Source organism: Mesorhizobium sp. B2-3-6 (assembly GCF_006442305.1).
In the GTDB taxonomy this organism is placed as follows: domain Bacteria; phylum Pseudomonadota; class Alphaproteobacteria; order Rhizobiales; family Rhizobiaceae; genus Mesorhizobium.
The window spans coordinates 115,852-129,856 of record NZ_VFVW01000009.1 but is presented as its reverse complement, the minus strand read 5'-3'; the positions used below and the strand labels follow the sequence as shown (position 1 = coordinate 129,856).

At 63.2% G+C, this 14,005-nt stretch carries 16 protein-coding genes and 2 pseudogenes; 10 read left to right on the top strand and 8 right to left on the bottom strand.

Going from position 1 to position 14,005, the window contains the following annotated elements:
* Positions 1-13 precede the first annotated feature (13 nt).
* Positions 14-1,009, bottom strand: a complete 996-nt coding sequence (locus tag FJ953_RS24665) for an ABC transporter substrate-binding protein (RefSeq protein WP_181175044.1) — start codon at positions 1,007-1,009, stop codon at positions 14-16.
* Between the two features lie 263 nt (positions 1,010-1,272).
* Here FJ953_RS24665 and FJ953_RS24660 point away from each other — a divergent pair, with 263 nt between their 5' ends.
* Entirely contained in the window at positions 1,273-1,974 is a 702-nt protein-coding gene (locus FJ953_RS24660) for a GntR family transcriptional regulator (protein ID WP_181168309.1), read from the top strand.
* A gap of 141 nt (positions 1,975-2,115) precedes the next feature.
* Complete coding sequence (locus FJ953_RS24655; protein WP_246670963.1) at positions 2,116-2,673, top strand: TMEM175 family protein; 558 nt, start codon at positions 2,116-2,118, stop codon at positions 2,671-2,673.
* A 158-nt stretch (positions 2,674-2,831) separates the two neighbouring features.
* Here FJ953_RS24655 and FJ953_RS24650 read toward each other — a convergent pair whose 3' ends face one another.
* The 5 genes from FJ953_RS24650 to FJ953_RS24630 all read right to left on the bottom strand — a co-directional run bounded on the left by FJ953_RS24650 (position 2,832) and on the right by FJ953_RS24630 (position 6,838).
* The gene (locus FJ953_RS24650; RefSeq protein WP_348640072.1) at positions 2,832-3,572 is read right to left on the bottom strand and encodes a carboxymuconolactone decarboxylase family protein; all 741 of its coding nucleotides are present in this window, start codon (positions 3,570-3,572) and stop codon (positions 2,832-2,834) included.
* A 63-nt stretch (positions 3,573-3,635) separates the two neighbouring features.
* On the bottom strand, positions 3,636-4,094 hold the full coding sequence (locus FJ953_RS24645; RefSeq protein WP_140514268.1) for a cupin domain-containing protein: 459 nt from the start codon (positions 4,092-4,094) through the stop codon (positions 3,636-3,638).
* Between the two features lie 56 nt (positions 4,095-4,150).
* Positions 4,151-5,167 (bottom strand): zinc-dependent alcohol dehydrogenase family protein, encoded by a 1,017-nt coding sequence (locus FJ953_RS24640; protein ID WP_140514270.1) that lies wholly within the window; start codon positions 5,165-5,167, stop codon positions 4,151-4,153.
* 16 nt (positions 5,168-5,183) lie between these two features.
* Positions 5,184-5,534 (bottom strand): cyclophilin-like fold protein, encoded by a 351-nt coding sequence (locus tag FJ953_RS24635; protein WP_318013799.1) that lies wholly within the window; start codon positions 5,532-5,534, stop codon positions 5,184-5,186.
* A gap of 113 nt (positions 5,535-5,647) precedes the next feature.
* Positions 5,648-6,838, bottom strand: coding sequence for an MFS transporter (locus FJ953_RS24630; protein ID WP_140625235.1), 1,191 nt, complete (start codon positions 6,836-6,838; stop codon positions 5,648-5,650).
* Between the two features lie 167 nt (positions 6,839-7,005).
* Between FJ953_RS24630 and FJ953_RS24625 the strand changes: the two genes are divergently transcribed.
* Positions 7,006-7,899: a LysR family transcriptional regulator gene (locus FJ953_RS24625; RefSeq protein WP_140554653.1), complete on the top strand. Its 894-nt coding sequence runs from the start codon at positions 7,006-7,008 to the stop codon at positions 7,897-7,899.
* 61 nt (positions 7,900-7,960) lie between these two features.
* On the opposite strand, the gene FJ953_RS24620 is transcribed toward FJ953_RS24625, so the two are convergent.
* Together FJ953_RS24620 and FJ953_RS24615 are read right to left on the bottom strand one after the other, a co-directional pair.
* Positions 7,961-8,392: a nuclear transport factor 2 family protein gene (locus FJ953_RS24620; RefSeq protein WP_140491522.1), complete on the bottom strand. Its 432-nt coding sequence runs from the start codon at positions 8,390-8,392 to the stop codon at positions 7,961-7,963.
* Between the two features lie 27 nt (positions 8,393-8,419).
* Positions 8,420-9,397, bottom strand: coding sequence for an alpha/beta hydrolase (locus FJ953_RS24615; protein WP_140625234.1), 978 nt, complete (start codon positions 9,395-9,397; stop codon positions 8,420-8,422).
* Between the two features lie 287 nt (positions 9,398-9,684).
* Here FJ953_RS24615 and FJ953_RS24610 point away from each other — a divergent pair, with 287 nt between their 5' ends.
* The 7 genes and pseudogenes from FJ953_RS24610 to FJ953_RS24580 form a co-directional block, all read left to right on the top strand.
* A complete protein-coding gene (locus FJ953_RS24610; RefSeq protein ID WP_140524254.1) occupies positions 9,685-10,017 on the top strand; it encodes a metalloregulator ArsR/SmtB family transcription factor in 333 nt (110 codons plus the stop codon).
* A 14-nt stretch (positions 10,018-10,031) separates the two neighbouring features.
* A pseudogene (locus FJ953_RS31020) lies at positions 10,032-10,109 on the top strand (arsenate reductase ArsC); the annotation flags it as partial.
* A 65-nt stretch (positions 10,110-10,174) separates the two neighbouring features.
* A complete protein-coding gene (gene arsB / locus FJ953_RS24600) occupies positions 10,175-11,239 on the top strand; it encodes an ACR3 family arsenite efflux transporter (RefSeq protein WP_181175045.1) in 1,065 nt (354 codons plus the stop codon).
* A 143-nt stretch (positions 11,240-11,382) separates the two neighbouring features.
* The gene (locus tag FJ953_RS24595; RefSeq protein ID WP_140524250.1) at positions 11,383-11,964 is read left to right on the top strand and encodes a TetR/AcrR family transcriptional regulator; all 582 of its coding nucleotides are present in this window, start codon (positions 11,383-11,385) and stop codon (positions 11,962-11,964) included.
* Positions 11,965-12,060: 96 nt separating this feature from the next.
* On the top strand, positions 12,061-12,684 hold the full coding sequence (locus FJ953_RS24590; protein ID WP_140625232.1) for a hypothetical protein: 624 nt from the start codon (positions 12,061-12,063) through the stop codon (positions 12,682-12,684).
* A gap of 313 nt (positions 12,685-12,997) precedes the next feature.
* Entirely contained in the window at positions 12,998-13,588 is a 591-nt protein-coding gene (locus FJ953_RS24585; protein WP_140625231.1) for a DUF308 domain-containing protein, read from the top strand.
* 48 nt (positions 13,589-13,636) lie between these two features.
* Positions 13,637-13,870: pseudogene (locus FJ953_RS24580) on the top strand (multicopper oxidase domain-containing protein); the annotation flags it as partial.
* Positions 13,871-14,005: the final 135 nt, after the last annotated feature.

Below are 14,005 nucleotides of genomic sequence, written 5' to 3'. Positions count from 1 at the left end.
CAGGGTTTCCGGTCTATTGCTGGATCAGATTGTTGAACTTCTCCGTCGCCTCGACGAGGTTGTCGCGCCAGAACTCGGCGTCCTGCAGCACCTGCTTCTTGACGTTCTCAGGCGACGAGTTGATGTCCTTGATCCGCTCCGGCGGGATCTTCCCGGTCTCGAACGCCTTCTCGTTGACCGGTCCGTTGTCGACATAAAGCGGCAGATTGGCCTGTAATTGCGGACTGACGAACATCGCCAGCGCCTTCATCGCGACCTCCTTGTTCTTGGCGCCCTTGGGAATGACCATGCAGTCGGCCGTGAGTACGCCCTGGTCGAAGGAGAAGCTGACCGGCGCGCCTTCCTTCTTCAAGGTGCCGGCGCGGCCGTTCCAGATGCTTGCCATGTCGACCTCGCCGTCCTTCACCAGTTGCATGGCCTGCGCGCCGGAAGTCCACCAGGCATCGACATGGCCACGGATCTTGTCGACCGATTTCAGCGCGCCGTCGATGTCGACAGGATAGACCTTGTCGATCGGAATGCCTTCGGCGAGGGCTGCAACGCTAAGCGTCTCCGTCGCCTGGCTGCTGCTCAGTGCGCGCCGTCCGGGAAACTTCTCCACATTCCAGAAGTCGGCCCAGGTCTTGGGGCCTTTGTCACCGAATACGTCGGTCCGGTAGACGAGTACCACGGAGGTGTAGGAGATGCCGACCCAGTCGTCATGCACGAGCTTGGGATTGATGCCGCTCTTGTCGATGAGGTTGTAGTCGAGCTTTTCGAAAAGCCCTTCCTTCGAGCCGCGCGCGCATTCGTCGGCGCCGAGCTCGGTGATGTCCCACTTCACCGCGTTGCCTGTCACCTGCAGGCGCACGTCATCGAGACCGTTGGTGGTGTCTTCCTTGATGGTGATGCCGAGCGCATCGGCGGTCGGCTTGAAGAAGGCCTTGGCCTGCGCCTCCTGATAGGTGCCGCCCCATGAGGCGACGGTAATGGTGTCGCCTGCCGCGGCGGGCGCCGTGACCGTGGCCATGAGGCCCGCTATGGCAACGACGCTAATGCCTTTGGTGCTGTTTATTTCGGTTCTCCAACCGGTGTTCCCATTGTTTTTGATTTCGCATGCGATTTTGTATACAATTTTGAGTGTAGCTCGGGGATCAGCGAAGTCAACACCGCTCGGCGGGGCCTTGGGGCCACCGACCCGGGGCCGGGGAATGGCAAAACGCGCCGATTTTGAATACAGCTACGCGCGAAACACATCGATTTCCGGCACGGACCGGAGACTGGATACGGAACTTGGCCAAGGAAACAAAAAACACGCTGCGCGACTCGGTCTATTCCGCGCTCAAGGCAATGATCGTGACCGGCCAGATCCCGCCGGGCGCGCGCGTCACCGAGAGCGACATTGCGGCAAAGCTGAATGTCAGCCGCACGCCCGTGCGCGAGGCCTTCAACCGCCTCGAGCGCGACGGGTTGGTCACCGGCCGGCCGCGGCAGGGCTACGCCGTCACCGAGTTCGACATAAACATGTTCCGCGAGGCCTTCGACATCCGCGAACTGCTCGACGGCCACGCCACCGAACTGGCGGCGGCTGCGGCCACCGAGAAAGACAAGGCGCGGCTGCGCGCCATGCTGGCCGAATGCGAGAGGCTGGCCGCCATTGCGGATCGAACCACAAGGGAAAAATTCCAGGAGCTTGAAGTCGGCATCGATCTGCACCGCGTCATCGCCGAAATCAGCGGCAATGCCATGCTGCACGGCATGCTGTGCGGCATCCTCGACAGGTGCCAGCACTATGTCTGGACGGAACTGCTGTGGCTCGACGAATGGAAGATCGCCCGCGACGAGCATGCCGAGATCGTCGAGGCGATCTGCGCCGGCGACGCCAAGCGCGCCGGCGCCCTGGCGCGCGCTCATGTGCGCGGCTCGCGCGAGAACGTGCTGCGCCTGCTGCAGGCCAAATCGGATTACCAGAGCTTTCTGGCCAAGGCGTCGTGAGCGGGGTTGGACTTGGCGCGAAGCAACGCGTTAGCGATCTCGACTGGGCAGCCATGGATATTGCGGGTGGCGATGCTACCATAGGCCGGACGAACCTCGACAAGGACACTCCAGGTGCTTCCCTCGACAGGGCTTGAGCGATTGAGCGCATTTTCGGATGGCGTGTTCGCCGTCCTTATCACCGTGCTCGTGCTTGACCTGCGTCCACCGGAGGTGCCGACCTTCACCGCGTTGCTGGCCTTGTGGCCGACATGGCTGAGCTACGGCGTGAGCTATCTCTTCATCGCCATCGTCTGGGCGAATCACCATCATCTCCTGCGCCACGCCACGGCGGCGACGACCAGCCTGATGTGGTACAATTTCGCGCACCTGTTTTCGGTGTCGCTGCTGCCGTTGGCAACCGCGTGGATGGCGGTCAGCGAGCTGGCCCCGCAGCCGGTGGCGTTCTACGCGGTCGTCTTCTTCCTGGTGAACCTGACCTACATTCTCCTGATCCGGGAACTCATCGACCCGATGCCGGCCGACACCGTTCCGCTCAAGGTGCGCAAGGTCATGCGCATCCGCTCGATGGTGACGCTGTGCCTTTTCGGCTTGGCGGCGGTCGTCGCCCTGAAATACCCGATCGCCGGACTGGCGATCTGTTGCTGCTGCCTGACGGTCTATCTCCGGCCGGAAGCGCCGGGATCGCGCGCCGGCTGAGCACAATGTCAGGTCATGCCGCCCGCGTCGGCTTTCGGCCTCGATCCGCCAGACCGCCCTGAATTTGCGCTGGGCAGTCTCCAGATGCTCGCCGCATCGCCACTTGGCCGCGTCAGGCCGCGCGGCTCGAACGGCAGGGTCGTTACGGTCGAAAATGATCAGTCGGCGGAGCGCTTCTCGAATACGGAGCGTGCGACCGGGGCTGCCGAGAAAGCGTTTGGCCATCCCGCGTAATAGGCGAGATGACTGATCACCTCCGAGGCCTCGGCGCGCGTCAGTCCATTATCCATGGCCCTGTTGAGATGATAGGGAATCTGCTCCACCTGACCGGCGGCGACCAGCGCGCTGACCGTCACCAGGCTGCGGTCGCGCGGCGCGAGGTCGGGACGCAGCCACAGGTCGCGAAACAGCACTTCCGTCGTGTCGCGCACCAGGCCCGGCGACGCCGGTCCCGTGCCTTGCTCGACCCGTGCGGCACGATCGGCCTCCGCCTTTTCGTCGAGCGGCAGCAAATCGACGACAGCCTTGGGGAGCTGGTCCGACCCGATGCCGCGTGCCTCGAACACCGCTTTGGCGATCGCCGTGGCTGCCATCGCGTTGCCCCACCCGGCATAGAAGGCAAGATGCGTGATCATCTCCGAGATCTCGGCCGGCTTCACGCCACTGTCGAGGGCGAGGCTCAACTGCTCCGGCAGGAGTATGCCCTGGTTGCGGGTGACCACCGCCGCGATGGTGACGATGCTGCGATCGCGCCGCGACAGGCCGGGGCGCTTCCAAACGTCATTGGCAAGCTTGTCCGTCGCATAGCGCGCAAGGGCGGGCGAGACGGCCTGCACATCCTCTGGAGGCAGGCTGCCGGTCTGCGATCCCGTCTGCGCCGCAGCGTCGGCAGCCCCCATCGACAAAGCGAGTGCGAGAATGGTTGAAGGTTTCATAATGATGCCTTTCGTTCCTGCGTACGGTCAGCGGTATTGCTCGTCGGAGACAGGCTCCAGCCAGTCGACATTCTTGCCGTCATGCATGTAGCTCAACGCGATATGGGCCATCGGGCTGGTGGCGGTCGCGCCATGCCAGTGCTTCACCCCGGCGGGAATCCAGACGACGTCGCCTGGATTGATGACGAGGGCCTCCTTGCCGTCTTCGCGAATCCAGCCTTGGCCTGATGTGACGATCAGCAACTGACCGGCAGGATGGGTGTGCCAGACGGTGCGCGCTCCGGGAGCAAAGTTCACCAGCCCTGTGCTTGCGCGCGTTATCTCGGTGGCGGGAAACAGCGCAGTGATGACCGCTTGCCCGGTAAAGTTTTCTGCCGCTCCGATCATCGCCGGCGTGCTGCCGTTTGTCCGGATTTCGATGCCCTGCGCTTGCACGGGCATACCTCCCGCCACACTCGCGGCCGTTGCTGTCAGGATTTTCTTCATTTTGGTCTCCTTAAGGTTCGCTCCCCTGCATTTGTGGGCTGAACGCAGTGCGGCGCTTACAGACGAAGCAGCGTCTTGATCGCCCGCCTCTCATCCATGGCGCGGTAGCCCTCGGCGACATCGGCCAGCGGCAGGGTCAGGTCGAAGACCTTGCCGGGATTGATCTTGCGCTCCAGCACCAGATCCATCAGATGCGGAAGAAAACGGCGCACGGGCGCGGGGCCGCCGAGCAGGCTCTTCTGGGCGAAGAAGAGGCCCTGGCCGTCGAGCTGGACGCCATGCGGCACGCCGACGAAGCCGATCGAGCCGCCGGGGCGGGCACAGTTGATCGCCTGCATCATGGATTCCTGCGTGCCGACGCATTCCAGCACGGATTCCGCGCCGACGCCGCGGGTCAGATCCTTGATCCGCGCCACGCCGTCATCGCCGCGCTCCGAAATGATATCGGTGGCGCCGAATTCGAGCGCGAGATCCTGGCGCGTCTTGTGACGGCTCATGGCGATGATGCGCTCCGCGCCCATCTGCTTGGCCGCGAGCACGCCCATCAGCCCGACCGCGCCGTCACCCACGACGACCGCCGTCGCGCCGGGCTCGACGCGCGCGGCGTCGGCGGCATACCAGCCGGTGCCAAGCACATCCGATGCCGCCAGCAGGCTCGGGATCAGATCGTCCTCGGGCATGCCGGGGGTGGCGACCAGCGTGCCGTCGGCAAGCGGCACGCGCAGCATCGGCGCCTGCGCCCGGCTCATGAACTCGCGCTGCTCGCAGGACGAGGGGAAGCCGAAGCGGCAATGCGGGCAGGTGTTGTCGGAGGTGCAGAACGAGCCGACGACGAACTGGCCGGGCTTCACCGTTCTCACCGCGCTGCCCACTTCCACCACCACGCCGCAATATTCGTGGCCCATATGCATCGGTTCGTTCAGCGGCTGGAGCCCGCGATAGGGCCACAGGTCGGAGCCGCAGATGCAGGTGGCCGAGAGCTTGAGGATGGCGTCGGTGGGATGAAGGATTTCGGGCTCCGCCACTTCCTCGCAGCGGATGTCGCCGGCACCGTAAAGAACTGTTCCGAGCATGGTTTTCTCCTTGAGCCTATGTCAGGCGTTCTATGCGTATGTTGAAGCGTCCGCCGCGCAGCAGCGGTGCGATACCGCTGTCGAGCCGGCCGAGCCGGATCAGGCCGCGCGAATACCGGTAGGGGCCATAAAAGAAGATGAGATTGCCCCAGGGCGCGTAGTAGGCGATGTCGCCGATGGCCTCACTGTCGAACGGGCCGCTGCCCTCGATCCGCAATTTGCGCGGCAGGTAGCCGATCTTCTCGACGGATGCGTAGTCTTCCAGTGTCAGGTCGAGCGGCAGCATCGCGGCGAAATCCTGCGCGCTCAGATTGTCGAACAGGGAGGCCGTCAGGCGCATTGCGTCCACTTCAATAGCAATCCTCATCAACGGTCTCTCCTGTCCGTCCGTTCCGCCGGCTTGGCCTGGCGCGGCGGAGGGCGCGAACGCGGCTGCCAGTGCGGCGGCAACTGCGGTGCGGCGCGTCATGTGGCTGCGTGTCATGGCGCGTCCTTGCCATGATCATGGGCGGCTGCCGCCGCGGCCAGCGCGGATCCCACAAGCAGCACCGCGCCGAGTGCGAAGGGGCTTCGCCAGCCGAGCGTGTCCAGTAGCAGGCCGCCGCCCGCCGCGCCGAGCGTGATGGCGAACTGGATGACGGCGACCTGCAAGCCGCCGCCGGCTTCGGCATCGTCGCGCGGCGCGCGGCTCAGCCAGGTGCCCCAGCCGACCGGCGCCGCGGTTCCGAAAAAGCCCCAGCCGACGAGCAACGCGGTGACGGCCACCGGCATCGATCCAAGCACGATCAATGCGACCGCCAACAGCGCCATGGCCAGCGGAATGATGATGACGATGCTGTAGAGCCGCGTCTTGAGCAGCCGGCCTATGATCCAGGTGCCGGCGACGCCTGCTAGTCCCATCACGAGCAGGATCGCCGAGAGCGCCGAAACGCCGACACCGGTCACGGTTTCCAGGAAAGGCCTGAGATAGGTGAAGAGCGCGAACTGGCCCATGAAGAGCAACAGGATCGAGGTCATGCCGAGCGCGACCTGACGGCGCAGCAGCAACCGGAGGACATTGCCCGACGCCTTGCGGCCGCGTGGCGGCAGCGCAGGCAGGCTGAAGCTTTGCCAGGCAAGGGCAAAGAGGGCCAACGGCACCACGAGGAAGAACGCGCCGCGCCAGCCGACATAATCGCCGAGCAGGCTTCCGAGCGGCGCCGATATGGTTGCCGCGACGGCGTTGCCGGCGTTGATCATCGCCAGGCCCTCGGGCACGGAGTCCTCCGGCACGAGGCGCATCACGATCGCGGTGGACATCGACCAGAAACCGCCGATGGCAATGCCGAGCAAGACGCGGCCGATCATCAGCACGGCATAGTTGGGCGCAAAGGTCACCACCAAGCCGGACACGGCGAGCAGCAGCGAGAACGACGTCAGCACCAGCTTGCGGTCGATATGCCGCGTCAGGCCGGCGATGAACAGGCTGGTGAGGACCGCGAAGATGCCGGAGACCGAGATCGCCTGTCCCGCCCGGCCTTCGGTGATGCCGAGCCCGTCGGCGATCGGCGTCAGCAAGCTGACCGGCATGAACTCGGAAGCGATGAGGACGGCGACGCAAAGCGTCATCGAGAACACCGCACCCCATGCTGCCCGAGGCTTCACCAGCCTGTCGTCGTAAGTCGTTTCCATCAGCCGTCACCACGCACAAAAAGCCGGCCGCCGGAAAACGCATCAGCGGCCTGTTCGCGACAGGAGATAGCGCCGGACTATTGGAATGATTAGCGGCTGAAAGTCGCTTGAACTTATCGATGCAGGCCATAAATAACGTCGGGCCGTATTCAGCGGGGCAGAAGGCCATGCGCGAAAACTTCAACGATCTTCTGTGGTTCCTGATGGTGGCCGAGGAGCGCAGTTTCACCAAGGCCGCCGCCAAGATCGGCATTACCCAATCGACCCTCAGCCACACCATCAAGCGGCTCGAAACGCGCCTGGGCCTGCGGCTGCTGGCGCGAACGACGCGCAGTGTCTCGACGACCGAGGCGGGGGAGCGGTTACGTCAATCCCTGGCGCCGCGCATCGTCGATATCGAAACCGACATCGCGGCGCTGACGGCCTATCGCGACAAACCCTCGGGGACCGTGCGCATCACCGTCTCCGATCATGCGCTCGAGCAGCTGGTCTGGCCGAAACTGCGGCCTGTCCTTGCCGACTATCCCGACATCAAGCTCGAATTCAGCCGGGACAACGGATTGCGCAACATTGTCGAGGATGGTTTCGATGCTGGCGTGCGGCTTGGCGAAAGCGTGGAGAAGGACATGATCGCCGTGCGCATCGGGCCGGACTGGCGGCTTGTTGCCGTAGGCTCGCCGGCCTACATCGCCGGACGTGGTGTGCCGAAGGCGCCGCAGGACCTGATCGGCCACAATTGCATCAACCTGCGCATGACCAGCGCCGGTGGCCTCTATGCCTGGGAATTCCAGAAGGCCGGCCAGGCTCTGCGCGTCCGCGTCGATGGCCAGCTCGTGTTCAACTCGACCCTGCCGATGGTCGACGCCGCCATTGCCGGCTACGGGCTTGCCTATGTGCCCGAGGATCTGGTCACGGCGCATGTTGCCGCCGGACGGCTGCAACTCGTGCTCGACGATTGGTCGCCGAAATTCGCCGGCTATTACCTATACTATCCAAGCAGTCGCCAGAACTCGCCGGCCTTCAAGGTCATTGTCGACGCGCTTCGAAAACACAGCCAATGATGGCCACCACACAGAAGCCGAGGACGGGGCTGAGCACAACCGGGAATGGGAGCGGCGGACCTCAGATGATGCCGTGCTTCTTCAGCAGCGCCTGCTCATCGCCCGACACCCATCCGAATATCTTCGGCTCGCCGTCGAGTTTCCGGACAAGGTAGTGAACGTCGAAATCTATCTCGACGTCCGCTTGACCCTTGCGGGCATAGGTCGCGGTCCACGCAACATGGGCAACGCAATGATGCTCGTCGATCGGCGAGATGCCGATGTCGCGTATCCGCATCTCTTTCGTTCCGATTGCCCGGTAGTGGGCATAGCCCTGAGCCATGACTTGCTTGAGTTGATCGTCGTTCTTTCCGGTCACGACGCCGGCAGGCGAGGCGGCTATGAACTCCGACGTGTAGAGCGACGCGGCCTCATCCATATCCATGCCGCCGCCAAGCGACTCCTTGAAAAACCGCTGATAGCGTTCAAAAAATCTCTTTACGCTCATCTCCATGATTTCCGCTCCGGTCGTGTCCTCGGATCAGCGCTGTTCCCGCACGCTCCGGAGGAAATGGATCATCGCGGCGTTGACCTCGTCCGGGCGTTCCTGCTGGGTCCAGTGCCCGCAGCCGGGCAGCATCAACTTGTCGCGGAGTTGCGGGACGAAATTTCCGAGATTGGCCAGCAGCTGATCCATTCCGGGGAAGGCGACAACCAGATCGCGGTCGCCTGCTATATAGAGGGCGGGGACCTTGATCCGCGCGCCCGCAAAGGGCGCCATCAGCTCCCAGTTCCGGTCGATGTTGCGGTACCAGTTGAGACCTCCCGCGAAACCGGTGCGCTGGAACTCGCCGGCGTAGAAATCGAGGTCGCCTTGGCTGAGCCAGGGCGGTAGGCCCGGCGGTGCCTCGACGGCTTGCAGGAAACCTCCATCATGTGGAACCATGCCGATTCCACCCGCGCTCGTGCCCGAGGCATCCCCCGATGCGGCGTAAAGCATGGCCCGCACCGTGGTCCGGGGGTCCCGCTCCAGCTCGGCTTCTGCAATGCCGGGTTGCTGGAAATAGAGCTGGTAGAATTGCGAGTCCGTCGTTCGCGGCATCACGCTGGTTGGGCGCACCTTGGCCCGCGGCCGGAACGGCACGCTGAGGCCGATGACGGCTTGGAATCGGTCCGGGCGCATCAGCGCCGCGTGCCAGGCGACGACGGCGCCCCAGTCGTGGCCGGCGATGATGGCGGTCTGCGCTTCGAGGGCGTCGAGAAGGCCCACCATGTCGCCGACCAGATGGAAGAGCGTATACTGTTCGACCGCCTCCGGCCGATCGCTCCTGCCATAGCCCCGCATGTCGGGGGCGACGGCGTGAAAGCCCGCCGCCGCGAGCGCACTCAATTGATGGCGCCAGGAATACCAGGATTCGGGAAAGCCGTGGCACAAGAGCACCAAAGGGCCATCGCCCTGCTCCGCGACGTTGAGGCGGATGCCGTTGGTCTCGACCATTCGCTGCGTCGGCTCGCTCACGGCTGCTTCTCACGCTCGTGTGTCAGTCTCTGTTTAAGTTTAACGGCTGGCGGCGGACGCCGCAACGAGTGGGTTGAGCGAACCGAATGCCTGTCCCGAAGGTCACGCATCTTTTGTCGCCAGTCTCAGGAGTGATCGCGGCAATGAATATCCGAGATTTGGTCGGCGCCCGCTTTGCGGTTCCCGAACTTCTGCCCCAGCTTCAAACGCGATGAGCGCGCTTGCCTATTGTCACCCGGCTGTCATATGTCGGCACTACGAAGCCTTAGTTCTGGATTTATGGATACGTGGATAAAAAATCAGCTCTCCTCGCTTTGGCGGCACTCGGCCAGGATACAAGGCTCGAGGTCTTTCGCCTGCTTGTCCAGGCGGGCGCCGGGGGGACCCCCGCCGGCGAGATCGCTTCCCGCCTCGACATCGTGCAGAACACGATGTCGGCGCACCTCAAGGTTCTTGACCATGCCGGCCTCGTCCGCGCCGAGCGCGATGGTCGCACAATCCGCTATGTTGCCGACATGACGGGATTCCGCGATCTGCTCGCCTACCTCATGGAAGACTGCTGCAATGGCGCGCCAGAACTCTGTCGGCCCGTGATCCAGGCGGTCACCTGCAAGTGTTAGAAGAGGCATCCGCCATGAGCGAGCCATGCAACGTTCTTTTCCTCTGCACGGGCAATTCGGCAAGGTCGATCATCGCCGAGGCGATACTCAACCTTCCGAAAGCCGGCTGAGCAAGGAAAGTATCATGAACGATCACGCTTTGAGCGCGGGCGGCGGCATTGGTTTCGTCGAGAAATACCTGACCGTGTGGGTGGCGCTGTGCATCGTCGCCGGCATCGCTCTCGGCCATCTCATGCCAGGCGTCTTCCACGCCGTCGGCGAGGCCGAGATTGCCAAGGTCAACCTGCCGGTCGCGGCACTGATCTGGCTGATGATCGTGCCGATGCTGGTCAAGATCGACTTCGCCGCGCTCGGCCACGTGAAGGAGCATTGGCGCGGAATCGGTGTGACACTGTTCGTCAATTGGGCGGTGAAGCCGTTCTCGATGGCGGCGCTCGGCTGGCTGTTCATAGGGTATCTCTTTCGGCCTTATCTGCCGGCCGACCAGATCGACAGCTATATCGCCGGCCTTATCATCTTGGCGGCCGCGCCCTGCACGGCGATGGTCTTCGTGTGGTCGAACCTAACGAAAGGCGAACCGCATTTCACGCTGAGCCAGGTCGCGCTTAACGACACCATCATGATCTTCGCCTTCGCGCCGATCGTCGGCTTGCTGCTCGGCCTCTCGGCCATCACCGTACCCTGGAATACCCTCGTCCTCTCCGTCGCGCTCTACATCGTCGTGCCGGTCATCGGCGCCCAGTTCCTGCGTCGGCGGCTGCTCGCCGCGGGCCGCGAAGCCGCCTTGAAGCGATTTCTCGAGCGGCTTCAGCCGCTCTCGCTCATAGCCCTGCTTGCCACGCTCGTGCTGCTGTTCGGATTTCAGGGCGTGCAGATCCTGGCGCAGCCGCTGATCATCGCGCTGCTGGCCGTGCCGATCCTGATCCAGGTCTATTTCAATTCAGGGCTCGCTTACCTACTCAACCGTGTCTCGGGCGAACAGCATTGCGTCGCCGGCCCCTCGGCCCTGATCGGCGCTTCGAATTTCTTCGAACTGGCGGTCGCCGCCGCCATCAGCCTGTTCGGCTTTCAGTCGGGGGCGGCGCTCGCCACCGTCGTCGGCGTGCTGATCGAAGTGCCGGTCATGCTCACCGTGGTCTGGATCGTGAACCGCTCCAAAGACTGGTACGAGGGCGGCCGGGCAGTGTCCCGTGGTGCCGAAAACATTAATGCTCGACCCTGATCGAAAAATCCTCAGCCGGCCGGGCAGCCTGCTGGTGGACTGCTTTGCAGGAAAAGCTCGGGATGGCCGCGCGACGCACTCCCGTTAATTGCGCGGGTATCCGTCCGCTTGACAGTCTGCCTACTAGAAGGTAGACAGGGTGCATGAGCAACTTTTCAACGACATCTGACGAGATTTTGGCCTCCGCACAAAAGCTGATCATCGCCGGCGGTTATAATGGATTCAGCTACGCAGACATCGCGGCCGTGGTCGGCATACGCAAGGCCAGCATCCACCACCACTTCCCCAGCAAGGTCGATCTGGTGCGTACGCTTGTGTCGCGTTACCGCGAGAACGCCGAAGCCGGCATGGCCGATCTCGAGCGCAGCGTGCCTGAACCGCTCGAACTCGTTCAGGCCTACGCGGGTTATTGGGCCAGATGCATCGAGGATGCAAGCATCCCGTTCTGCGTATGTGCGCTGCTGGCAAGCGAACTTCCAGCGCTTCCGAACGAGGTCGTCTCGGAGGTACGGGCGTATTTTCAGTTTCTCTCGGCGTGGCTGACGTCGGTCATCGAACGCGGCGAACAGCAAGGCTCCCTGAAAATCTCTGGTCCGGCGCGGGTGGAGGCAGAGGCGCTCATGGCCACCGTTCATGGCGCGATGCTATCGGCTCGGGCATACGGAAAGCCTGGCGTCTTCGCTTCAATTCTCGACCCGACCCTGCGGAGGCTGAAGCCCGAATGATATCAGTGCCGGGCGGCTAAGCGACGGGTCGCCCCGGCAAGAGCATCGACAAATGCGCCGCGGTAAACTACCAACTAGTAGGTAAAGGAATTCCCTATGTTTCACAAACTCCTCTCGGCTCTCTTGGTCATCGGTATCCCGGCGACCTACGCCATCACGGCGCCCGCTCAGGCTCAAAGCCGGGAGGCCGAGCAGATCCACATCAGGGGCAGCGTGGTGAGCTTCAGCGCTTCGACGCTGAGGGTCAACACGCGGGAAGGCGAGACTGTTGACGTTGTCCTGGCTGATGGCTGGAAGATCTCCGGCGTCGCTGCTGCGAAGGTGGCCGATATCAAGCCAGGCGACTTCGTCGGAATTGCCTCGCTGCCGAAGGACAAGGGCGGTGACGGCGCTCTGGAAGTCCTGATCTTCCCGCCCGCGCTGAAAGGCGCAGGTGAGGGAAGCTACGGGTGGGATCTGAAGCCTGACAGCAGCATGACCAATGCAACAGTCGCCGATGCCGTCAAGGACGTCGACGGGCGCACCGTGACCGTTTCCTACCAAGGCAAGGAAAAGAAGATCGCGATCCCGGATGGCACCCCCGTCGTGACCCTCGCTCCGGCAACCCAGGATGATCTGGTCCCGGGTGCCGTCGTCTTCATAGCGGGCGAGAAGGCCGCAAGCGGAACGATCGGTCATCAGGTCGTCGTTGGCAAAAATGGCGTGGTCCCGCCCATGTGAGCCAGGTCGCCGCTCGTTCGCAGGCTGTCGATCGTCACGGCGGCGCTGGCGAAAGATACGCTGAGCGGTTCGGCGCGGACGAACGCGACAGTGAAGGCCTACCGCTCGTCCGAAATGCCGGAGCATTTCCCATGCACCGGGAGCGGCGCATTCGCCGACGGCTGTGGCCTACACCTGGCGCCGCCTCTCGGAGGAAGGCGGGCGGATAGTGAAGGCTATGAGGGTGAAACAGCCCTCTTTGACAAGCGCCTCGGCCACCTGTGGTCGCCGAGGTGCATCGGACAAACATTGAACCATACCCGAAGGATATCCAATGAGACGCGATCGCGTTGAGGTTGCTTCAAATGACCAGCACAAGTGGCTCAAGCTGTATTACCTCGCCCGTGCGGCCTTTTCTGTGGTCTGGGTCGTGGTCGCTTTGACGGTCGGCCGGCAGTCGGCGTCCATCGCGGCTGTCTTGCTTATTGCCTATCCTGCCTGGGATGCAGCCGCCAATTATGTCGATGCTTCCCGCAACGGCGGGCTTGCCGTCAATCCTACGCAAGCATTCAACATCGCAGTCAGTTCGGTGGTCGCCCTTGCAGTCATCATGGCGCTGGCGATGAACATGAATTGGGTTCTCGGCGTTTTCGGCGCGTGGGCAATCTTCTCCGGTCTGCTGCAGCTCGGAACCGCAATCCGGCGCTTGAAAACCGCCGGAGGCCAATGGGCCATGATCTTGAGCGGAGGCCAATCGGCTGTCGCCGGCGCATTCTTCATCGCGCAAGCGCAGATGTCCGCACCGCCCTCGATCGCCAACATCGCAGGCTACGCTGGCTTCGGCGCCTTCTATTTCCTCGTCTCAGCCCTTTGGCTCACCGTCTCGCAATCGCGGCGCCGGAAAGTGGCATCCGTTCAAGTATGATCCACATTGTCGGTCTACTGCGTATCCCATCGTGGTCCGGCGATCGACATTCATGGCGGACCATTCGAGGTCGTCGCGCGCGACGGCGAGACCATTCCCCCTTCGGCCCGCTTCCTCGCCGACACCATCAATGTCGGTCCGGGCCAGCGCTATGATGTCGTCTGGACGGCGCGGCGACCCGGCAAATGGCTCATCCACTGCCACATTCCGCACCACACGACGAACAACAATGTCGAGCAAAAGGGTGGCGGCGGGCTGATGGTCGTCATCGACGTCAACTGACGCGGAGCCGGAATTGGCGCTGTTGCGGCATCAGCGCCGCACTTGGCCCGGCGACGGTTGCCCAGAGGTTTGCCTAGACGCCGAGCGGCGCAGGCAGCCTCGGAACACGTGCGGGCCCTGCACGTTGATCCCGAA

Bases quoted from the DNA above. Each gene is read 5' to 3' on its own strand.
- FJ953_RS24665 (WP_181175044.1), bottom strand. From the start codon at position 1,009: ATGGCCACGGTCACGGCGCCCGCCGCGGCAGGCGACACCATTACCGTC.
- FJ953_RS24650 (WP_348640072.1), bottom strand. From the start codon at position 3,572: ATGGGGGCTGCCGACGCTGCGGCGCAGACGGGATCGCAGACCGGCAGC.
- FJ953_RS24645 (WP_140514268.1), bottom strand. From the start codon at position 4,094: ATGAAGAAAATCCTGACAGCAACGGCCGCGAGTGTGGCGGGAGGTATG.
- FJ953_RS24640 (WP_140514270.1), bottom strand. From the start codon at position 5,167: ATGCTCGGAACAGTTCTTTACGGTGCCGGCGACATCCGCTGCGAGGAA.
- FJ953_RS24635 (WP_318013799.1), bottom strand. From the start codon at position 5,534: ATGAGGATTGCTATTGAAGTGGACGCAATGCGCCTGACGGCCTCCCTG.
- FJ953_RS24630 (WP_140625235.1), bottom strand. From the start codon at position 6,838: ATGGAAACGACTTACGACGACAGGCTGGTGAAGCCTCGGGCAGCATGG.
- FJ953_RS24625 (WP_140554653.1), top strand. From the start codon at position 7,006: ATGCGCGAAAACTTCAACGATCTTCTGTGGTTCCTGATGGTGGCCGAG.
- FJ953_RS24620 (WP_140491522.1), bottom strand. From the start codon at position 8,392: ATGGAGATGAGCGTAAAGAGATTTTTTGAACGCTATCAGCGGTTTTTC.
- FJ953_RS24595 (WP_140524250.1), top strand. From the start codon at position 11,383: ATGAGCAACTTTTCAACGACATCTGACGAGATTTTGGCCTCCGCACAA.
- FJ953_RS24590 (WP_140625232.1), top strand. From the start codon at position 12,061: ATGTTTCACAAACTCCTCTCGGCTCTCTTGGTCATCGGTATCCCGGCG.
- FJ953_RS24585 (WP_140625231.1), top strand. From the start codon at position 12,998: ATGAGACGCGATCGCGTTGAGGTTGCTTCAAATGACCAGCACAAGTGG.